Raw genomic sequence first — 18,951 nt, forward strand, 5'->3', positions numbered from 1 at the left:
GACATCGGCCGTCCGGGCGGCACGCGACCGCTCCTTACCGGCCCTTGCGCTTGTAGGTGCGGACGGACAGGGGGACGAACACCACCAGCAGTGCGGCCGACCAGAGCAGGACGGCGGCCACCGGATGCGCGAGCGGCCAGGCGACGTCCCCGGACGGGACGCCCGGGTTGCCGAACAGCTCGCGGGCGGCCGCGGTGAGCGCGCTCACCGGGTTCCAGTCGGCGAGGAACCGCAGCCACGCGGGCATGCCGTCGGTCGGGACGAACGAGTTCGACAGCATCGTGAACGGCAGGAACAGCGGCACGAGCTGATCGGCGATCTGGTCGTTCTTCACCATCAGCCCCACGTAGACGCCCACCCAGCTCAGCGCGTACCGCAGCAGCATCATCAGCAGGAAGGCCTGCGCCGCCGGGAGCAGGCCGCGGTGCGGCTGCCAGCCCACCAGCAGCCCCGCCCCCACCATGATCGCCAGGGCGGGCAGGCCCGTCACCAGGTCGGCGCCGGTCTGCCCGAACGGCACCGCCGACCGCGCCATCGGCATGGCGCGGAACCGGTCCATCACGCCGCGGGAGGCGTCGGCGGCCACCCGCGTCGTGACGCCGATCATCGCCGTGAAGGTCACCATCGCGAACAGCCCGGGCATGAGGTACTCGCGGTAGTCGCCGCCGCCCGGCACCTGGATCGCGCTGCCGAACACGTACCCGAACAGCACCACCATGACGGCCGGGAAGATCAGCGCGGCGACGATCTCCCCCGGTTCCTGCCGCAGCCGTCCCAGCTCGCGGCCGATCAGGGTCAGCCCGTCGACGACCGTCCAGCGCAGACGGCCCGCGGGCGGGGTGAGGACGGTCATCGGACGGGCTCCTCGCGGTCGGTGAGGCGCAGGAACACCTCGTCGAGAGTGGGACGGCGCAGGCTCACGTCGGCGGCGGCGACCCCGGCGCGGTCGAGCTCGCGGACGATGTCGGCGAGCCGGACGCCGGGGCCGGGCAGGGCGACGCTGAGCCGGTCGGCGCCCGTCATCGCGGGGTCGGTCCCGGCCAGGGCGTTCAGGACGACCGCCGCCGGACGCAGCGCGCCGGGGTCGTCGAGGACGACGTCGAGCCGGTCCCCGATCGTGGCCTTCAGCTCGTCGGGGGTGCCCGTGGCGATCACCTTCCCGTGGTCGATGACGGCGATGTCGTCGGCGAGCCGGTCGGCCTCCTCCAGGTACTGCGTGGTCAGCAGGACCGTGGTGCCGTCCGCCACCAGTTCGCGGACGGTGTCCCAGATCTCGCCGCGGCTGCGCGGGTCCAGGCCGGTGGTCGGCTCGTCCAGGAACAGCACCTCGGGGCGCAGGATGAGGCTGGTGATCAGGTCGAGGCGGCGCCGCATGCCGCCGGAGTAGCCGGCGACCCGGCGGTCGGCGGCGTCCGTCAGGCCGAAGCGCTCCAGCAGCTCGTCGGCCCGCCGGTGCGCCTCGCGGCGGGACAGGTGGTAGAGCCGCCCGAACATGCGCAGGTTGCCGCGGCCGGTGAGCTTCTCGTCGACGGCGGCGTACTGGCCCGCGAGCCCGATCCGGGCGCGCACCTCGTCGGCCTCGCGGACGACGTCGTGTCCGGCGATGCGGGCGTGCCCGGCGTCGGGGTCGGACAGGGTCGCCAGGATGCGCACCGCGGTCGTCTTCCCGGCGCCGTTCGGGCCGAGCACCCCGCAGACCGTCCCTCTCGGGACGCTCAGGTCCAGGCCGCGCAGCGCGTGGGTGTCGCCGAAGGACTTGTGCAGTCCCTCGGCCACCACGATCGGATCCGCCATGATCCCTCCATTGGGTACCGTGTAAGCAGTTATGGCGGGCAGCGTAAGATACTGGATACCGTGTACGCAACCGGGGAGGTGGCACGAGTGGCCGACACCGAGTACGTGAACATCTGGATGCGGCCCGAGCGCCCGGCCCGCGGGCCGCGGCCGGCCTACAGCCGCGCCCAGATCACCGAGGCCGCGATCCGCATCGCCGACGCCGAGGGGCTCGAGGCCGCCACGATGCGCCGGATCGCCGCCGAGATCGGCGCCGGCGCGATGTCGCTGTACCGGTACGTCCCGAGCCGCGACGACCTGGTCGAGCTCATGGCCGACCGGCTGCAGGGCGAGATCGACCTCGAGGGCGTGCCGTCCGGCGACTGGCGCGCCGACCTGACGCGCTACGCCGACGGGCTGCGCGCGATGTGGCTGCGGCACCCGTGGGTCGCCACCGCGCACCGGTCGCTGCCCGGCTTCGGCCCCAACCAGCTGCGCCTGATCGAACGGGTGATGGCGGTCCTGGACCCGTACGTCTCCATCGACGAGAGCCTCAGCCTCCTGTCCATCCTGACCGGCTACGTCGAGAGCGCCGCCCGCGGGGAGGTGAGCCAGGCCGAAGAGGTCCGCCGCAGCGGCCTCACCGCGGCGGAGTGGATGGCGCGGCACTCCCCGCACGTCCGGCAGCTGGTGGAGAGCGGGGAGTACCCGATGTTCAGCAAGATCGTGCTGGAGGCGCGCCAGCCGCACCTGAACCACGATGACCAGTTCCGGTACGGGCTCGAGCGCGTCCTCGACTGCTTGGCCGCGGCCCTTTCCGCACCCGGCGGGCCGCCCGACCCCCGTGACGAAACTTTCGTCACAAGGGCCGGTGACGAAACTACGGACGCACCCGCGTGCCCCGTGTGCGGCGCCGCCGTCCCCGAAACCGCGACCGGACGTCCCCGCAAGTACTGCTCGCGGGCGTGCAGGCAGCGCGCCTACCGCACCCGGCAGGAGACCGGCTCCCCCGAGTGACCCGCCGACGGGCGGATCAGAATCCGATGGCCTCGCGGAGCAGCAGGACGGTCCCGCGTCCAGGCCGTGCGGCGGGCTCGACGAGCCGCGAAACAAGGTGCGGCGGAATGCAGCCGAAAAGTGTCTTGGCCCTGTAATCAAGATCAACGACCTCCGCAAAAGCGGACCATAGCCCCCGGCAACGGACACAAATCGGCGGGCCTCAGAGAAATCGTCGAACCGTCCGAGCCGGTGCCGGCGAGGCGCACGCGCCGGCCGTCCGACACCCGAACCGAAACTCCCTCATTTCGTTATACATCCGTACGCAAGCCTCAACAGTCACCGCCGTAACGTCTCCTGGCTCGCCCCCATATTTCGGGCGTATCGCCATCTTTTGCCAGGAGGTTGTGCGTTGCGGCGTACCTTGATCATCGCTGCCTGCGCCGTCGTCACCGCGACGACCGCGCTGGCGGTTCCAGCTTCGGCCTTGCCGAACCAGGCGTCCGGCCAAGCCTCCGAGTACGTCGTCCTCTACAAGGACGGCGTCTCGCTCACCGATGCCCGCGCCGCCGTCGAGGCGGCCGGGGGGACGATCGTCCGCGAGAACACCGACGTCGGTGTCGCGACCGTCCGGTCCACCGACACCGGATTCGCGGCGCAGGCCCGGCGGCAGGGCGCCCTCGACGGCGCGGCCGCCAACCGGGTGATCGGCCGGGCTCCCAAGACCGGGAAGGTCACCGAGCAGTTCGCCGTGGAGAAGGAGGGCCGGGGCCAGACCACCGGCAGCACCGCCGTCAAGGGCGCGAAGAAGGGCGAGGAGCCCCTCGCCGGCCTGCAGTGGGACATGAAGCAGATCCACGCCACGGCCAAGGGCTCGTACAGGGTCGAGCCCGGTGACCGGCGTGTCACCGTCGGCGTCATCGACACCGGCATCGACGGCTCCCACCCCGACATCGAGCCCAACTTCAACCGGGCGCTGAGCCGCAACTTCACCACCGACGTCCCGGTCGACGCCAACGGCGCGGAGGTCGACGGTCCCTGCGCCGACGAGCCGGACAAGTCCTGCAACGACCCGGCGGACGTGGACGAGAACGAGCACGGCACCCACGTCGCCTCGACGATCGCCTCGCCCCGCAACGGTCTCGGCATGGCCGGCGTCGCCCCCGAGGTGTCCCTCGTCAACCTGCGCGCGGGCCAGGACTCCGGCTACTTCTTCCTGCAGCCCACGGTGGACGCGCTCACCTACGCGGGCAAGCACGGCATCGACGTGGTCAACATGAGCTACTACATCGACCCGTGGCTCTTCAACTGCGCGAACAACCCGGCGGACTCCCCCGCCGACCAGGCCGAGCAGCAGACGATCATCAAGGCGGCGAACCGGGCGCTGAACTTCGCGCACCGGCACGGCGTCACCCTGGTCGGCGCCGCGGGCAACGAGGCGATCGACTACACCAAGACCAACATCGACGCGACCAGCCCGGACTTCGCGTCCGAGCCCGGCGAGCAGCCCTACGAGCGCACGATCCCGCCGAGCTGCCTCTCGCTGCCCGGGGAAGGCGACCACGTCATCCCGGTCTCCTCGACCGGCATCAGCGAGCGCAAGGCCTACTACTCCAGCTACGGCAACGGCTACATCGCGGTCGCCGCTCCCGGCGGCGACAAGTACGACACCGCCGACCGGAAGATCGACGACAAGGCCGGCATCTGGGCCGCCTACCCCGAGTCGATCGCGCGCGAGCGGGGCGAGCTGAACGCCGACGGCACGCCCAACACCCCGCGGGTGGTGCGCAGCTGCAAGGGCGGCGTCTGCGGGTACTACCAGTCGATCCAGGGCACCTCGATGGCCTCGCCGCATGCGGCGGGCGTCGCGGCACTGATCGTCAGCAGGTACGGCAAGCGCGACCGGGCCAACGGCGGGCTCACCCTGCCCCCGGCGGCCGTCCGGTCGATCCTGACCCGCACCGCGACCGCGACCGCGTGCCCGCCGAGCGGCTCGTACACCTACACCCGGTACGTCAAGCAGGCGGACGGCTCGTTCGAGGAAGTCGTGGCCACGCACGCCTGCGAGGGCTCGAAGCGCCACAACGGCTTTTACGGCGCGGGCATCGTTGACGCGTTCAACGCCGTGAGGCGCTGACCCGTCCGTCCGTAACCGCGCCCGTGGCCCCCGACCCGCCAGGTCGGGGGCCACGGTTTTGCCTGGGGCAACCGAGCGGCTTCATGGGCGATGGTCGTGCTCGTCCCCGGGCGGGAGGTGACCGGCGTGCTCAGCGGGGAAGAACGCAGCGAGCACACGCCGCCGACGCTCGAAGGCGTTCGGCTTGGCGCTTCAAGGCCGTGTCTCCGGCAGGAAGGGAGGGACTGTGGATCGCTTCATGGGCCTCTTCCGCCGAAGTACGTCCACGCCCGAGCAGGACGGTGCGGAAGACGGGAGACGGCTCCGCCCGTTCCGGCGCAGAGAGATGCTCCACCGTTCGCTCTACACGATCGTCCACGACGGGCCGGACGGTCCCGGCCGCACCTGGACGGTGGACGTCACCATGAAGGACGTCGGCTGGGTGGCCGAGTTGTACCTGGACGGCGCCTGGCAGGAGAAGAGCGACGTCCCGGCGGCGTTCGCGGTCCCGGACGGAACGATCGAGGTCAAGGCCTCGATGTACGGGGTCACGCGGGCGCACCTGGTCCTCGATTCCGGCCCGGAACGGCCTCTCACCCCGGTGGCCGGGACCGCCGAAGACCTGCGCGGCAGGCTGGCCCGCCGGCATCCGCGGCTGAGCCGGACGATCGGCGCCCTCGCCATCGCGATCCTGGTGGTCAACCTCGTCCTTGCCGTCCCGCAGGCGCTCGAGATCGTCACCGGCATTTCGCTGGTCGCCGACCATGTCGGATCGTTCAGGTCCCCGGTCAGCCTGCCGCCGTGGCTCAACGCCGTCCTGCTCTCCGCCGGCATTCTCGCCGCCACGGAAAGAGTCCTGATGCGGCGGAGCAACCGAGTCCTGAACATCGAAACCATATGGTCGAGCTTCTGACACCGAAGGGTGATGAAGCGGCTTTTATGGGTCAGGACGCCGAAGGGTGCAACTTTCCGATATCGAGGCGGCGGACGCGTACGAGGTTGCGGACGGCGTTTCCCTCGTGCCCGTCGGTGTATTCGGCGACCGTGACGTAGCCGTGCTCGTCGTAGATGCGCGCGAGTTCGGGGCTGTCCGCCCAGTGGTCCAGGGCCAGGGCGGGGGCGCCGTGCGTTCTGGCGAGGTGCTCGGCGTGGGCCAGCAGGATCGAGCCCACGCCGCGGCCTTCGGGGCCGCGGGCGGTCATCACGGTGTGGACGAACATCGAGCCGTCGAAGGATTAGATTGTCAAAGGAATCTACGGTCGGCGCCATCGCCCGGGCGGTCCAGGAGCTGCGGGACGCCACCGATCTGATCGATGAGCTGGCGGCCCGGCGCCTGGGCGTCAACCGCACCGACCTGCGGTGCCTGAGCCGGCTGACCGCCCGCGGCCCGCTGACCGCGAGCGAACTGGCGGTCGCCGCCGGACTGACCGGAGGTGCGGCCACCACCGCCATCGACCGGCTGGAGCGGGCCGGTCTCGCTCGGCGGGTACGCGACGCCGCGGACCGGCGGCGCGTCCTGGTCCACCTGACCGACCGGGCGCACGAAGCCGCCGAGGAGGAAGAATCTGGGGGCCGATCGTGACCGACGCCTTGACCGAGTTGCGCCGGTTCACCGCCGCCGAACTGGAGGTCATCGAGACGTTTCCGCATCGCGCGCTGGACAATCAGTCGCGGCACGCGGACCGCCTGCGTTCGCAGACGCCCGGTCGATGAGACGAGGTGCTCCGGGCTCGGCGAGCCCTTCGAGCCGGCTCTACGGCGGCTGCTCGCAGCAGCCGCGCCCGCGCGTCGCCCGTTCGCCGACGTCGACGCGTTCGTTGACACTGCGCGAAGCGCATGATGAAGGCGATCGTCACCGAGCAGATCATCGAGTACCCGGCTCCGTCCGGGAGAGGTCCGCTACACCGCGGCGCCCGCGTTCCACATCACCGGCATCTGCGGCCTGCTGGCCGGGATCGCGCGCGGCGCGACGTCGCTGATCGTCCCGCAGTTCGACCCGCGGGTGACGCTGGACCATCTCGCGGCGGACCGGCTCACGGCGGTGTTCCCGGTCCCCACGATGATCAGCATGCTGCTGCAGCTCGACGACGTGCACGACCACGAGTACGAGCGGCTCGAACTCATGTACTACGGCGCGTCGGCGATGTCCCCGGCGCTTCTGCGCCGTGCGATGGACACGTTCCGGTGCGATTTCCTGCAGGCGTTCGGCGCGGGCACGGAGGCCGGGCTCCAGGCCGTCATGAGCCCGGAGGAGCATCGCCGGGCGCTCGACGGGCGCCCGGAGCTGCTCGCCTCGATCGGCAGGCCGGCGTACGGGGTGGCGCTGCGGATCGTCGACGACGACCTCAACGAGGTCCCCGCCGGCGAGGTCGGAGAGATCGCGACCCGGAGCGACATGCTGTTCGACGGCTACCTGGACATGCCGGAGGAAACCGAGCGCGCGACCCGCGGCGGCTGGTTCCGCGCCGGCGACATGGGCTATTTCGACGAGGACGGTTATCTGTATCTGCACGGCCGGAAAAAGGACATGATCGTCCGCGGCGGGGAGAACATCTATCCCATCGAGATAGAGTCGGTCCTCGCCGAGCATCCGGCCGTCGTGCAGAGCGCCGCCGTGGCCGTCCCCGACGACCACTGGAGCGAGATCGGCCGGGCCTGGGTCCAGGTCGTCCCGGGATCCCGGGTGACGGAGGAGGAGCTCGCGGCCCATTGCGCGGCCAGGCTCGCCAAGTACAAGGTGCCCGCGCAGTTCCGGCTCGTGGACTCGCTGCCCACGAACGCCAGTGGAAAGATTCTCAAGCGTGAACTCCGCGAGCGCGAGTAGGACGCGCGTTCGCGAGCGTATTCGGACGGACGAGGAGGACACGTTGAGTCCACGGGGCGGAAGCCCGGGAGGGCGCGCGGTGCTCGGCCCGTCGGCCACCCAGCGCGAGCGCCGGGACGCCGGGCCGGTGACGACCAGGTGATCGCCGACTGCCCCGGGGTGGCGTCCGTCGCGGTCGTCGGCCGCCCGGACGACCACTGGGGCGAGACCGTCGCGGCCTACGTCACCCTGCACGACGGCGCCGCCGTCACCCCGGACGACATCCGTGCCCGCTGCCTGGCGAGGCTCGCCAAGTACAAGGTGCCCGAGACCGTCACCGTTCTGCCCGAGATGCCCCTCAACGCCAGCGGCAAGATCCTCAAACGGGAACTGCGCCTCCGCGCCGCGTCCCCCGCGTGACGCGCCGCCGCCCGCTCAGGTGCCCGCCGCCTGCCGGTCGGGCGGGGTGGCGAGTTCGCGGAGGAGGTCGCGGGTGCGGCGGCGGGAGGCGGCGTGGTCGGGACCGACGGCGACGATGTTGACCCAGATGTCGGTGGCTCCGGCGTCCAGGAGCGACTGGAGCTGCTTGCGGACGGACGTCTCGTCGCCGACCAGGGCGGCCTCGGCGGGCGAGGACGCGCCGCCGAGGTCCATGACGCGCCGGTAGTTGGGCATCCCGGCGTACGCTCCGGCGGTCGCGGCGACCGCTTCGCGGGCTTCGGCGACGTCGTCGTGGACGGCGACGGGGAGCCCGGCCACGATGCGCGGCGCCGGACGTCCGGCGGCCGTCGCCGCGGCGTGGATGCGGGGCGCGATGTGCTCGGCGACCGCCTTCACGGGCGCCATCCACAGGATCGTGCCGTCGGCGTACTGACCGGCCACGCGCAGCAGCCGGGGCGACAGCGCCGACAGCAGCACCGGCACGCGGTGGGTGACGGGCGCCATCCGGCCGGCGCTGCGGGTCGACCAGTCCTCGCCTTGGAAGTCGACGTCGTCGCCGCGCAGGAGGGCGGTGAGGATCCGGATGTACTCCTCGGTGTTGCGGCCGGGCCGGTCGTAGGACATGCCGTAGACGTCGCGGACCATCGGCTCGTGGGACGGGCCGATGCCGATGGTCAGCCCGGGACGTCCCATGGTGGCGGCGGCGGAGGCGGCGCGGTTGGCCTGCAGCAGCGGATGGCAGGGGTAGGTCTGCAGGACGGCCGTGCCGAGCTCGATCGCCGAGGTCTCCCGCCCGGCGGCGGCCATGGGGGCCAGCGGGTCGCCGGTGACGACGCTGGCGTACCAGAGGGAGGCGAAGCCGTCGGCCTCGGCCCGCTTCGCCTGCTCAATGATCTTGTCGGGGGTCGCGGCGCCGCCGGTCAGGCCGATGCGCATGGGGAGTCCTTCGTCGTCGGGGGCGTCGTCGGGGGCGTCGTCGGGGGCGTCGTCGGGGGCAGGGAGGTTCCGCGGCGGGGACCCGTCATCGCGGCTTCTCCCCCGCCTCGTCCGACCAGCGGGCCGGGGCGGGGTCGTCCAGCAGCAGCGGGCGCCGGTAGGACAGGTCGCCGGTGTCGCGGGTGCCCCTCATATATCCCTGGCCGGTGAAGAAGGACGACTTCAGCACCGAGGCGTCGGCGGTGAACATCGCCTCGACGGTGGAGCGCCGCAGCGCGATGCGCCACCGGCCGTCCCGCCGCTCGAGCCGGTCGAGGTAGCGGCCGTTGATGATCTGCGCGGTGCGTCCGTCCTTGCCCAGCAGCACGACGAGCGAGTAGCTCTCGCAGTGCGCGACGTCCCCGTCGATCTCGCAGGTGTGGGTGGTGATGTTGTGCAGGTGCGTCCGCGACGTCGTCGCGTGCGCGGGATTGGCCCAGGCGGCGTAGTCGGCGCCGGAGTTGACGGCGAACCCGTGCTCGTCCGCCGCGTCCGGGTGGTAGGCGCTGCCGATCAGGTCCTCGTCGTGGCGGTCGCAGCCGCGCGCGTGGCGGGCGACGCAGTCCAGGATCTCCGCCCGGTCCTTGAGGTACCGGACGTCGCGCCGCAGCGCCTCGAACTCTTCGCCGGTCATCTCAGGCCACCGCCTCTTCACCGACGAGGGTGGTGCGGTGCATCAGCCGCCGGGACGTCGGCTCGAACGGCATGGCCCGGTGCAGCATCCCGGTGTTGTCCCAGATGACCAGGTCGCCCCGCCGCCAGCGGTGCCGCAGGACGAAGCGCGGCTGCGTCGCCCATGCGGTCAACCGGTCGAGCAGCGCCCGTCCGTCCTCGGCCGGGAGCCCGACGACCTCGCCCGCGGTGGCGCCCACGAGCAGCGACCTGCGCCCGTTCCCGCGCGTCCACACCAGCGGGTGGATCCTGGACGAGACCCGCTCCCACGCGGCGACCTCCCGCTCGGAGGCGTCCGGGTTGGCCCGCCGCTGCGCCGCGGCGAAGCTGTGCACCACCCGAAGGCCGTCCAGCCGCGCCTTCTCCGCCTCGGGCAGCTCCCGGTAGGCGAGGAAGGTGTTGGCGAACTCGGTGTCGCCGCCCGCCGGGTCGACCTCCCGGGCGGTGAGCAGCGTGGCCTTCTGCGGAACGTCGATGGTGGCCCCGTCGATGTGCCAGTGGAAGTTGCCCCGCCGGATGGCCGCCAGCGCGGCGTTCGTCCTCCCCGGGTCCAGCGTGATCGTGTCGATCTCGGGATGCCGGTGCTCGCTGGTCTTGGCCACGAGCGGCTCCCCCAGCAGCCGTGTGAAGGCGACCAGGTCGTCGTCCCCGATGTCGAGCTCGCGGTAGACCACCACCCCGTGCTCCTCCAGGGCCGCCCGGCACTCGTCCGCGGCGCGCCGATCGACCAGCCGTCCGCCGGACGCGCCGGTGACCTCGACACCGAACGGCTCCAGCGCGGTGAACCTCACGGTCATCCCTCACCTCTCAGATGCCGGCGACGGACGCGCCCGGCAGGGGCATCGCCTTCTTAGGCAGTCGCCTAAACCTTTCTTAGGCACATGCCTAACACCGGCCCATCGCCCGGGTCAAGGCCCCGATACAGTGACCGTGGTGCCGCGCACCGGCGGATCCGTCCCACTTCGCGATCGAGGGCGACATGAGCGATACCCCACCGGCCAGGGACTCCAAGACCCGGACCGCACTGCTCGAGGCGGCGACGCGGCTGATGCTGGACGAGGGGTACGCCGCGGTCACGACCCGCAAGGTCGCCGCGAAGGCGGGCGTCAACCAGGCCCTCGTCTACTACCACTTCCGCACGATGGACGAACTGTTCCTGGCCGTCTTCCGGCGCGGCGCCGAGGCCACCCTCCGGCGGCTGGAGGACGCCGCACGGGCCGACGATCCGCTGCGCGCCCTGTGGCAGGTCAGCAGCGAGCCCCAGAACAGCGCCCTGACCGTCGAGTTCATCGCCCTGGCCAACCACCGGCCGGCCGTCCGCACCGAACTGGCCGACTACACCCGCAGGTTCCGGCTGCGGCAGCAGGAGATCATCGAGCGGGTCCGCGGCGACCGGCCCGGCGGCGTCCCCGGCGGGCCGAGCCCCGCAGCCGTGACCGTCCTGGCCGCCGCGCTCGCCCGCATCCTGTCCATGGACGGCGCGATCGGCATCACCGACGGCCACGACGAGGTGCTCGCACTCATCGAGGACTACCTGGCCCGCACCTCACCGCTCCGTCCCGACCGCGAGGCCACGTCCCCGAACCCCTGAACGGACGGCCGATCGTCCCAGCGGTTCGCCCCGGTTCGTGGAATGCTCAGCCTCACAGGGCGATGGGGAGCTCTTCGATCCTTTTCTCTCACCGTCGATCCGGCCAGGCGAACGCCTTCGCGGTACCGCCGACGATCCGGGCGGGCGCCGTCCCGTACTGGACGACCTGGAACCGCACGCGGTGACCGGCCCGGACGGTGTCGGCCGGAAGTGCGTAGTGGACGAACGTGTCGCCGTCACTCGCGGTGTACTCGGCGATCGGGCCGGCCTCGTACCCGGACCCGTCCTCGGCGTTCTCGATCGCGCGGGCCTGCAGTGCGACGCCCTTCGGCAGCCCGGTGACACGGATGTTCGCCATCAGCGCGTAGCGGGCGGGCCCGATCACGATCGACGGGCCGCCCTGGTCCTCGTGGTGGTGCGAACCGTCGGCGTACTCCTTGCCGAAGTCGACGGTGACCCACTCGTTCGGCGGGAGATCCTGCGGGGCGGTCGTCCCGACGCTCACATATTCGGGCATGTCGTCTTCTTGCCCGAGGGCGAGCGCCTTGAGTTCGGCGAGGCCGCCGCGGTAGGCGTTGGCGTCGCAGCGGCCCGAAATGCCTTGCACCGTGCTGCTGGAGGTGAATTGCAGAATCGAGATCGGCTCTCCGCCGAACGACGTCCACCACGAGGCGGGCACCTTCGCGTACAGCGATTCCGGCGATCCCGTCCCGGACACGTAGTGCGATTGCCAGATCGTGTCGAAGAAGCCCAGGTCCGGGCGTCCGGTCTGCTCCCAGTACCAGCGCGGGTAGTAGCCGATCACCGGGTGGCCGCCCGTGCGGTCCTTGAACTCGGCCACCCAGGCTCGGGCGGTCGCCGCGTCCGCGCCGGACGCCTCCACGTCCAGCGCGACGGCGAAGGCGGACACGTCGCCGGCCTTATCGAGGAAGTACCGCGCCTGGGCGGCGCCGTCCCCGCCGTGCAGGAAGTGGTACGCGCCCGGCAGGAAGCCGCCGCCGAGGGCGAGCATCCCGGCGCGGTTGTGGGCCCAGGTCGGGTTCGTGTAACCGGTCGACTCGGTCACCTTGGAGAACGCGAACCGGATCCCGTCGGCGTAGACGGCCTTCCAGTCGGGGTTCCCCTGGTAGCTCGCGACGTCCACCCCGTAGATCAACGATGCCTCCTGAGGGTCGGAAGGGGATCCGGAACGGGCAGTATCCCGCCTACCGGACGACGGCGGGTGACGACTCGGTGAATCGGCGGCCGTCCGAGACAGGTCTGCCTGTGCGGCCGCCCGGTGGGGCGGCCGCACAGGCAGGCGTGTTCAGCGGACGGTCAGGTCACCGCCTCCACTGCTCGGCGGGCGAAACGCCCGGGAGCGGCTTGCCGACGAGGGCGAGGGGGATGAAGAAGCAGACCTGGCCGATCGCCATGGTGAGGGTGGCGAGGGCCTTGTCGTCATAGTGGGCGGACGCCCGCGCGTACAGCTCGTCGGGGACGCGCTCGCCGTGCGCGGCGGGGGTGAGGACGGCCTCCACCAGGGCCAGCGCGGCGCGTTCGGCGTCGGTGAAGTACGGCGCGTCCCGCCAGGACGCCACGGCGGTGATGCGCTCCTCCGTCTCGCCGGCCTTGCGCAGGTTCCCGGTGTGCAGGACGGTCAGGTAGGTGTTGCCGACGAGCTGGCCCGCGCGCAGCTGCACCAGGCCGATGGTGGTCTGCGGGATCGAGCCGTTGCCGACGGCCTTGAACAGCGCCTGGCCGACCTGGCCCAGTTCGGGGACGAGCACGGCGGGGTTGGGCAGCCGGGACTCGGACTCGTTCATCGTGGTGGTGGTCATGACGGGTTTCCTTTCGGTCTTCAGTGATGCGTCGCATCTCTGACGGTCGGCGGGGTCTGGATGTGACCGGTGATCGGCACCGGTCCGCGGCCGGGTCACCGCTCGGGGACGGCCGCCTTCTCGGCCGTCTGCTCGGGCGTGGTCGACGGCCGGTCGCGGTCGGAGCGCGGCCGCATGAGCACGACGGCGCTGAGAACGGCGGCCAGGTAGAACGCGGCCGCGCCGAGCAGGCCGGCGGTGTAGCCGTGCGTGAGCGCCTCCGCAAGCGGCGTCCCGGCGGGACGGCCCTCGGTGGCGGTGACGGCGACGCTGGCGAGGGCGGCGAGGCCCAGGGCGCCGCCGATCTGCTGGCTGGTGTTGATGAGGCCGGAGGCGATCCCCGAGTCCTTGGGGGCGACGTCCTGGACGCCGCCGATCGTGGCGGCCACGAACCCGATGCCGAGGCCGATGCCCGCGACCAGCTGGGCGGGCAGGAGGACGGCGAGGGCGTTCTGGTCCGGGGTGAGCAGGCTGAACCAGACCATCGCGGCGGCGGCCACCGCCATGCCGGCGGCCAGGACGGTGCGGGGGGACGTGCGGGCCTGCAGCCGGGGGCCGACGGCTCCGGAGCCGATGCCGATGCCGATCGCGAACGGCAGGTAGGCCAGCCCGGTGACCATGGGCGAGTAGTCCTTGATCGACTGCATGTAGAGCGTGAGGAAGTAGAAGGTGGCCAGCTGGCCCGCGCCCATCAGCAGCATGACCAGGTTGGCGCCGAGCCGGCCGCGGTCCGCCAGCACCCCGGCCGGGAGCATCGGGGCGCGGACGCTGCGCTGGATGACGGCGAACGCGACCCCCAGCACCAGGGCGAGGGCGCCGAAGGCCAGGGTCTGGCCGTCGGCCAGGCCGTCGGATCCGGCCCGGTTGATCGCGTACACCAGGGAGCCGAGGGCGAGGGTGACGGTGATCGCGCCGGGCAGGTCGATGCCGCCGCGTTCCCGGGTGCCCGGGACCAGGACGAGCGTTCCCACCAGCACCGCCAGCGCGATGGGGACGTTGATGAACATGATCCAGCGCCAGCCCAGGTACTCGGTGAGCGCGCCGCCCAGCAGCAGGCCGACCACCGAGCCCAGGCCGCCCATCGCCCCGTACACGCCCAGCGCCTTGTTGCGCTCCGGGCCCGCGGGGAAGGTGTCGGCGAGCAGCGACAGCGCGGCGGGGGCGATGATCGCACCGCCCACGCCCTGCAGGACGCGCGCGGCGATCAGCGTGGCGCCGTCCTGGGCGATCCCGCCCAGCAGGGAGGCCAGCAGGAACACCACCAGCCCGGCCCGGAACAGGCGGCGGCGGCCGAACAGGTCCCCGGCGCGGCCGCCGGCCAGCAGCATCCCGCCGAACGCCAGCGCGTAGGACGTCAGGATCCAGTCGAGATCGGCCGGTGCGATGCCCAGGCCGGAGCCGATCACGGGCAGGCCGACGGTCACGATGGTGCCGTCCATCACGATCAGCAGCTGCGCGGCCGCGATCACCACCAGCGCGAGGTTCGTCTTCCCGCCCCCATCCGGGCGGGATCGAGCGTGCGAGGTCATCGGGGAACTCCTCAGGACGCGGTGGCCGCGCGGTGGACGGCGGCGGCCAGCCGGTCGTGTTCGGGGTAGGACCAGTTGAAGGAGAAGCGGCGGCGCGTGTAGCCGAACGCGATGCCGTGGAGCGGGTCGGCGAAGGACTCCGCGCCCGCGGAGCCGCCGTGACCGAACGACAGCGCGCTCAGGAACGGGTAGCGCAGGCCCTTGGCCTGGAAGCCCAGCGCGTAGTGGCCCTGCGGGCCGGTCACCAGGTCGCCGTCCGTCGAGTGGAGCATGGCGAACTCGCCGATGGTGTCGGGCTTGAGCAGCGGCGCGCGGCCGTCCAGCCCGAACACCGCCGCCGCGTACATGGCGGCCAGGCCGCGGGCGTTGCCGACGCCGCCCGCGGACGCCTGGCCGAGTTCGCGCACGCGCCGGGTGTTGAGGAACCCGACCTGGTCCAGCGGCGGGGTGGAATCGAGGCCGTACCCGATCCCGGTGATGCTGTGCGGGCCGGGGACGTTCGCCCAGAAGGCGGCGAGCTCCTCGGGGCTCGCCAGACCCGGCCGGATCTCCCGGTAGCGGTCCTCCAGGTCGGCGGGCAGGCCGAGGTGCATGTCGAGGTCGTAGGGGGCGCGGATCCGCTCCTCGAAGGTCTCCTGCAGCGTCCGCCCGGTGACCCGGCGGACCACCTCCCCCAGGATCGCGAACGACACGAACCCGCCGTAGCCGCAGGCCGTGCCCGGGCGCCAGTACGGACGCTGCCCCGCGAGCCGTTCGGCGATCACCCGGTCGTCGGCCAGCTCGGCCGCCGTCAGACCGCCGTCGACGCCGATCACCCCGGACCGGTGCGACAGCACGTCCCGCAGGGTGATCCGGTCCTTGCCCGCGACGGCGAACTCCGGCCAGTGCCGCGCCACGGGCTCGTCCACGTCGAGGGCGCCGTCCTGCACCAGCAGCGCCGCCACCAGCGTGGCCGCGCCCTTGGTCGAGGAGTAGACGCCGGTCAGGGTGTCGCCGGCGACCCCGTCCCCGGCCCACAGGTCGACCACCCGCCGGCCGCGGACGTACGCCGACAGCTGCGCGCCGGACTCGCCGTCCTCCTCGGCCACCACGGCGGCGAACTCCTCGCGCACCGCCTCGAAACCGTCGGCCACCGTGCCGTGAATCTCGGTATCGCCCATCTTTCCACTCCGCTTCGTCGTTGGGTTCGCAGCCATGACGAACGAGCCGCCGCGAGTGTGACCGGGCGCCCCTCGCGGTCGCCGTCCGGTTCGTCGATGCGGTCCACACTCGTGCTCCGGACGAGGGGGCATCAATGAGCACCTGCGCAAGGATCGTGAAGCGAGACTTAACGAGGGTGGCCATGCTGGAAAGACATGAGCTGGAGGCGTTCCTCGCCCTGGCCGAGGAACTGCACTTCGGGCGCACCGCCGAGCGGCTGCACGTGTCCACCCGCCCGGATCAGCCAGACCATCGCCAAACTCGAACGCCGGACGAACGTGCCGCTGTTCAACCCGCACCGGCCGTCGCGTGGAGCTGACCGCGGTCGGGCAACGGCTGTACGAGGAGGTCCGCCCGGCTCATCGGGGCCGCCGAACCGTTCCGGGAACGTCACCCCGACTGCGACGTCCGGCTCCGCGAGGCGCAGATCGTCGACCCCATGCAGTGGCTGCGCGACGGTGAGATCGACATCGTCCTGGGATCGTTCCCGATCGACGAACACGGCATCGCCACCGGGCCGACGCTAATGCGCGAGAAGACTGCGACCCCCGCACCCCCCCGCCGGACGGCCGATCGAGGCGGGCCGGGCGGCCGCCACGTTCAACGAGGTGCTCACCCTCATCGGCGCCGGCCGGGGCGCCTTCCTCGTCGGCGCGCAGGTCATGCGCTACTACAGGCGCCCCGACGTCGCCTATGCCCCGCCCGACTTCGCCGCCCGAGAGTGACCCCGGCCCGCGCACGTCGTCGCCGCCGCACGACGCACGTTGATCGGCGGTCCCGCTACCAGACCTCTTCGACAGCGCCGGCTTCCGCCCCACCGGAAAGGACGTCCGGCGTCAGCAGCACCGGCGGGCAGTAGGCGTGGAGCCGCTCGAAACGCTGGGTGTAGCCCGCGTTCAGCGGAGAGTCGACCATCCGGAGGATGTTCTCGTCCTGCTGGCGCAGCGCCTGATAGGTGAGGTTGTGGCTGCCCACGTAGAGCCCGGCCGACGTTCCCCCGCTGATCTGCATGAATTTCTCGTGCATCCAGGCGATGCCGTTCTCCGGCCCGCAGACCTTGACGCCGCCGGTGATGTACTGGCTGTTCGCGAGTTTCCGGACCGCCTCATAGGTCCGGTCGGTCTCTTCTTCGTCCTTGTACCGGGTGTCGCCGGTGACCACCCGGACCGTGCAGCCGCGCTTGCCCGCGGCGATCAGCGCGTCCGCGACCGGCGCCCGGGCGACCCTGGCGTTCGCCACGTTGATGACGTCGGTGGTGGTGTCGGGCGAGCATTCGGCCGCCTTGATCTTCGCCACGACCGGATCTCTGGAGCCACTGGTGAAGGCCTGGCCGTCGGCCTCCTTGCGCGGGAAAGTGTAGAGCTCGTACTTTCCGTCGGCCGTCTTGCGGGTCTTTCCGTAGTTGTGGTTGTCCTCTTCCAGGTTCCCCGTGGCGAGCGCGTACATGTCGTCGAAGTACTTGGCATAGAACGTGTGCAGCCCTTGGTCCCGCACCGTGATGGCGCTCTCGTAGGAGGTCCACTCGTGGAGGTTGGCCGAGGCGACGTAGACGACGTTCTGCGCGATGCCTCCGCCCGACAGTTCGACCTTGTCGATCGTCATGAACTTGTTGTGCATGCGCGAGTAGTGATCGCCCCGCTGACGGTCGGCGATGCAACCGCGGTCGGAGATGTAACGGCCGCTCTGGGTCGGGAAACCGCCCGCGGCGTCCTGGACCCGCTGACCGCAGGTCACCACGTCCAGCTTGATCTTCGCCGCGCCGGGCGAGGGCTCGAACGGGGCCGTCAGGCTCTTGTACTGCGGCATCCCGATCTCACTGCCATTGATGACGATCTTGACCTTGACGCCGCGGACGCGCGCGTTCTTCAGGGCGTCCACGATGCTCTGCTGGGTGAAGTAGTACAGCGGCAGCCGGAGGTTGGCGCCGCTCGGCGCGGCGTCGATGAGGGCCTTGGCGTGGGCCGCGATGGCGGTGTTGTCGTCCTCGGTGAACTTCGAGTAGTCGTCCACCAGGCTGAGATCGATGGGCGTGGGCGCGGCGGCCGGAGCGGCGGGGGTCGGGGCGGCCGCACTCGCGGGAGCCGCGGTCGGCAGCAACGCCGCCGCGGCGGCCGTCACGATTGCGGTGCGCATGCCCCCGCGGGCCCGAACCGATGATCTGATGGCCATGGAGGTTCCGTTCGGTCGGACGGCGGGCGTGTGGCGACCACCAGAGCGTCGACCATCCGAATGACGACGGCAAGATCTTGACCGAATGAGGACTGCCGGTCATGACCGCGGTCACTCATGACCGGCGAGCCCTGCCCTTTCGGTCGGGATCGCCAAAGCGGCGCGCGGGATTGTGTCAGAACAATTCGATGCTTTCGGGACGCCGTCGGGTTACCGGGCCGCGTTTTCCTTGAGCAGTTCGCGTGGGAGTGCGTCTCGCCACCACTGTTCGATCCGGTCGGGCGTCCAGCGGCGTTCGTTGACGAAGGTGGAGTAGACGTCGATGTTGCCTCCCGTATCGGCGGCTGGGCCGCGATCGCTTTCGCCGCCCTGCTCCTGGGCACCAACCTCGTGCTCGCCCCGGCCGGACTTCCCCTCATCGGCGCACCCACCGGAGAGGTCGCCGACTTCTTCGGTGACCGCAGCGGGATGGTTCGGCTCACCAGCGCGACGGGTCCGTTCGTGTGGCTGCTGGCGACCGTGATCGGCGCCGCCGCGACCGCGGCGCTGTGGCCGGTCGAACGGCGCCGCGGCGAGGCATGGTCGCTGGCGCACGCCGTCCTGGGCTTCGCCGCCGCCGGGCTCCAGTTCGCCTCGGCCGTCCTGCTCCCGGCGGTCTTCGACGACCCCGGCCTCCTCGGTCTGGCCGGATGGCTGCTGTGGGTCGGCTGGATCGCGTGGTACGGCCTCGTCCTGATCCGCACGCGTTCGTCCGCGGCCGATCGGGTCGGTACGCCCGAGCGGGCCGCGCCGTGAACCCGCGAGCCCCTTCACGGGTCGCCCGGGGA

Annotated in this window: 21 protein-coding genes and 1 pseudogene; 11 read left to right on the forward strand and 11 right to left on the reverse strand. The window is 71.4% G+C overall.

What is annotated here, in order from left to right:
• Positions 1-34: 34 nt before the first annotated feature.
• Together AB0L25_RS15725 and AB0L25_RS15730 are read right to left on the reverse strand one after the other, a co-directional pair.
• Positions 35-853 carry an ABC transporter permease gene (locus AB0L25_RS15725; RefSeq protein ID WP_500172486.1) on the reverse strand — a complete coding sequence of 273 codons (819 nt, stop codon included), beginning with the start codon at positions 851-853 and terminating at the stop codon, positions 35-37.
• A complete protein-coding gene (locus AB0L25_RS15730) occupies positions 850-1,794 on the reverse strand; it encodes an ATP-binding cassette domain-containing protein (protein ID WP_500172488.1) in 945 nt (314 codons plus the stop codon). Before AB0L25_RS15730 ends, AB0L25_RS15725 begins: the two co-directional genes overlap by 4 nt.
• A gap of 87 nt (positions 1,795-1,881) precedes the next feature.
• Between AB0L25_RS15730 and AB0L25_RS15735 the strand changes: the two genes are divergently transcribed.
• The 3 genes from AB0L25_RS15735 (at position 1,882) to AB0L25_RS15745 (ending at position 5,798) form a co-directional block, all read left to right on the forward strand.
• Positions 1,882-2,790, forward strand: coding sequence for a TetR/AcrR family transcriptional regulator (locus AB0L25_RS15735; RefSeq protein ID WP_500172490.1), 909 nt, complete (start codon positions 1,882-1,884; stop codon positions 2,788-2,790).
• A 391-nt stretch (positions 2,791-3,181) separates the two neighbouring features.
• The gene (locus AB0L25_RS15740) at positions 3,182-4,906 is read left to right on the forward strand and encodes a S8 family serine peptidase (protein ID WP_500172492.1); all 1,725 of its coding nucleotides are present in this window, start codon (positions 3,182-3,184) and stop codon (positions 4,904-4,906) included.
• Between the two features lie 325 nt (positions 4,907-5,231).
• On the forward strand, positions 5,232-5,798 hold the full coding sequence (locus AB0L25_RS15745; protein ID WP_500172494.1) for a hypothetical protein: 567 nt from the start codon (positions 5,232-5,234) through the stop codon (positions 5,796-5,798).
• 31 nt (positions 5,799-5,829) lie between these two features.
• Here the strand turns inward: AB0L25_RS15745 and AB0L25_RS15750 are convergent, their stop codons facing one another.
• On the reverse strand, positions 5,830-6,105 hold the full coding sequence (locus AB0L25_RS15750) for a GNAT family N-acetyltransferase (RefSeq protein WP_500172496.1): 276 nt from the start codon (positions 6,103-6,105) through the stop codon (positions 5,830-5,832).
• A gap of 20 nt (positions 6,106-6,125) precedes the next feature.
• On the opposite strand from AB0L25_RS15750, the gene AB0L25_RS15755 reads away from it, so the two are divergent.
• From AB0L25_RS15755 to AB0L25_RS15770, 4 genes are all read left to right on the forward strand, one after another.
• The gene (locus tag AB0L25_RS15755; protein ID WP_500172498.1) at positions 6,126-6,467 is read left to right on the forward strand and encodes a MarR family transcriptional regulator; all 342 of its coding nucleotides are present in this window, start codon (positions 6,126-6,128) and stop codon (positions 6,465-6,467) included.
• The gene (locus AB0L25_RS15760) at positions 6,464-6,598 is read left to right on the forward strand and encodes a hypothetical protein (protein WP_500172500.1); all 135 of its coding nucleotides are present in this window, start codon (positions 6,464-6,466) and stop codon (positions 6,596-6,598) included. Before AB0L25_RS15755 ends, AB0L25_RS15760 begins: the two co-directional genes overlap by 4 nt.
• 220 nt (positions 6,599-6,818) lie before the next feature.
• Positions 6,819-7,709: a class I adenylate-forming enzyme family protein gene (locus AB0L25_RS15765; protein ID WP_500172540.1), complete on the forward strand. Its 891-nt coding sequence runs from the start codon at positions 6,819-6,821 to the stop codon at positions 7,707-7,709.
• A 138-nt stretch (positions 7,710-7,847) separates the two neighbouring features.
• Positions 7,848-8,108 carry an AMP-binding enzyme gene (locus AB0L25_RS15770; RefSeq protein WP_500172502.1) on the forward strand — a complete coding sequence of 87 codons (261 nt, stop codon included), beginning with the start codon at positions 7,848-7,850 and terminating at the stop codon, positions 8,106-8,108.
• 15 nt (positions 8,109-8,123) lie between these two features.
• Here AB0L25_RS15770 and AB0L25_RS15775 read toward each other — a convergent pair whose 3' ends face one another.
• From AB0L25_RS15775 to AB0L25_RS15785, 3 genes are all read right to left on the reverse strand, one after another.
• The gene (locus AB0L25_RS15775; RefSeq protein ID WP_500172504.1) at positions 8,124-9,065 is read right to left on the reverse strand and encodes a TIGR03564 family F420-dependent LLM class oxidoreductase; all 942 of its coding nucleotides are present in this window, start codon (positions 9,063-9,065) and stop codon (positions 8,124-8,126) included.
• An 85-nt stretch (positions 9,066-9,150) separates the two neighbouring features.
• Complete coding sequence (locus AB0L25_RS15780; protein WP_500172506.1) at positions 9,151-9,738, reverse strand: nuclear transport factor 2 family protein; 588 nt, start codon at positions 9,736-9,738, stop codon at positions 9,151-9,153.
• Between the two features lies 1 nt (position 9,739).
• A complete protein-coding gene (locus tag AB0L25_RS15785) occupies positions 9,740-10,573 on the reverse strand; it encodes a TauD/TfdA dioxygenase family protein (protein ID WP_500172508.1) in 834 nt (277 codons plus the stop codon).
• A gap of 182 nt (positions 10,574-10,755) precedes the next feature.
• On the opposite strand from AB0L25_RS15785, the gene AB0L25_RS15790 reads away from it, so the two are divergent.
• The gene (locus AB0L25_RS15790; protein WP_500172510.1) at positions 10,756-11,367 is read left to right on the forward strand and encodes a TetR/AcrR family transcriptional regulator; all 612 of its coding nucleotides are present in this window, start codon (positions 10,756-10,758) and stop codon (positions 11,365-11,367) included.
• 88 nt (positions 11,368-11,455) lie between these two features.
• On the opposite strand, the gene AB0L25_RS15795 is transcribed toward AB0L25_RS15790, so the two are convergent.
• From AB0L25_RS15795 to AB0L25_RS15810, 4 genes are all read right to left on the reverse strand, one after another.
• A complete protein-coding gene (locus tag AB0L25_RS15795; protein WP_500172512.1) occupies positions 11,456-12,523 on the reverse strand; it encodes a glycoside hydrolase family 25 protein in 1,068 nt (355 codons plus the stop codon).
• 166 nt (positions 12,524-12,689) lie between these two features.
• Complete coding sequence (locus AB0L25_RS15800) at positions 12,690-13,187, reverse strand: carboxymuconolactone decarboxylase family protein (RefSeq protein ID WP_500172514.1); 498 nt, start codon at positions 13,185-13,187, stop codon at positions 12,690-12,692.
• 95 nt (positions 13,188-13,282) lie between these two features.
• Complete coding sequence (locus AB0L25_RS15805; RefSeq protein WP_500172516.1) at positions 13,283-14,755, reverse strand: MFS transporter; 1,473 nt, start codon at positions 14,753-14,755, stop codon at positions 13,283-13,285.
• 11 nt (positions 14,756-14,766) lie between these two features.
• Positions 14,767-15,915: a serine hydrolase domain-containing protein gene (locus AB0L25_RS15810; RefSeq protein ID WP_500172518.1), complete on the reverse strand. Its 1,149-nt coding sequence runs from the start codon at positions 15,913-15,915 to the stop codon at positions 14,767-14,769.
• Positions 15,916-16,091: 176 nt separating this feature from the next.
• Between AB0L25_RS15810 and AB0L25_RS15815 the strand changes: the two genes are divergently transcribed.
• Together AB0L25_RS15815 and AB0L25_RS15820 are read left to right on the forward strand one after the other, a co-directional pair.
• On the forward strand, positions 16,092-16,274 hold the full coding sequence (locus AB0L25_RS15815) for a hypothetical protein (protein WP_500172520.1): 183 nt from the start codon (positions 16,092-16,094) through the stop codon (positions 16,272-16,274).
• 42 nt (positions 16,275-16,316) lie between these two features.
• A pseudogene (locus tag AB0L25_RS15820) lies at positions 16,317-16,466 on the forward strand (LysR substrate-binding domain-containing protein); the annotation flags it as partial.
• Positions 16,467-16,735: 269 nt separating this feature from the next.
• On the opposite strand, the gene AB0L25_RS15825 reads toward AB0L25_RS15820, so the two are convergent.
• Positions 16,736-18,124: a phospholipase D-like domain-containing protein gene (locus AB0L25_RS15825; RefSeq protein ID WP_500172522.1), complete on the reverse strand. Its 1,389-nt coding sequence runs from the start codon at positions 18,122-18,124 to the stop codon at positions 16,736-16,738.
• Positions 18,125-18,241: 117 nt separating this feature from the next.
• Between AB0L25_RS15825 and AB0L25_RS15830 the strand changes: the two genes are divergently transcribed.
• Entirely contained in the window at positions 18,242-18,919 is a 678-nt protein-coding gene (locus AB0L25_RS15830) for a hypothetical protein (protein ID WP_500172524.1), read from the forward strand.
• The last annotated feature ends 32 nt before the right edge of the window (positions 18,920-18,951 follow it).

The sequence above is a fragment of the Spirillospora sp. NPDC052242 genome (genome assembly GCF_040679555.1).
Taxonomy (GTDB): Bacteria; Actinomycetota; Actinomycetes; order Streptosporangiales; family Streptosporangiaceae; genus Spirillospora.

Bases quoted from the DNA above. Each gene is read 5' to 3' on its own strand.
- AB0L25_RS15725 (WP_500172486.1), bottom strand. From the start codon at position 853: ATGACCGTCCTCACCCCGCCCGCGGGCCGTCTGCGCTGGACGGTCGTC.
- AB0L25_RS15730 (WP_500172488.1), bottom strand. From the start codon at position 1,794: ATGGCGGATCCGATCGTGGTGGCCGAGGGACTGCACAAGTCCTTCGGC.
- AB0L25_RS15745 (WP_500172494.1), top strand. From the start codon at position 5,232: ATGCTCCACCGTTCGCTCTACACGATCGTCCACGACGGGCCGGACGGT.
- AB0L25_RS15750 (WP_500172496.1), bottom strand. From the start codon at position 6,105: ATGTTCGTCCACACCGTGATGACCGCCCGCGGCCCCGAAGGCCGCGGC.
- AB0L25_RS15775 (WP_500172504.1), bottom strand. From the start codon at position 9,065: ATGCGCATCGGCCTGACCGGCGGCGCCGCGACCCCCGACAAGATCATT.
- AB0L25_RS15780 (WP_500172506.1), bottom strand. From the start codon at position 9,738: ATGACCGGCGAAGAGTTCGAGGCGCTGCGGCGCGACGTCCGGTACCTC.
- AB0L25_RS15785 (WP_500172508.1), bottom strand. From the start codon at position 10,573: ATGACCGTGAGGTTCACCGCGCTGGAGCCGTTCGGTGTCGAGGTCACC.
- AB0L25_RS15790 (WP_500172510.1), top strand. From the start codon at position 10,756: ATGAGCGATACCCCACCGGCCAGGGACTCCAAGACCCGGACCGCACTG.
- AB0L25_RS15800 (WP_500172514.1), bottom strand. From the start codon at position 13,187: ATGACCACCACCACGATGAACGAGTCCGAGTCCCGGCTGCCCAACCCC.
- AB0L25_RS15805 (WP_500172516.1), bottom strand. From the start codon at position 14,755: ATGACCTCGCACGCTCGATCCCGCCCGGATGGGGGCGGGAAGACGAAC.
- AB0L25_RS15810 (WP_500172518.1), bottom strand. From the start codon at position 15,915: ATGGGCGATACCGAGATTCACGGCACGGTGGCCGACGGTTTCGAGGCG.
- AB0L25_RS15825 (WP_500172522.1), bottom strand. From the start codon at position 18,124: ATGGCCATCAGATCATCGGTTCGGGCCCGCGGGGGCATGCGCACCGCA.
- AB0L25_RS15830 (WP_500172524.1), top strand. From the start codon at position 18,242: ATGACCGGCGAGCCCTGCCCTTTCGGTCGGGATCGCCAAAGCGGCGCG.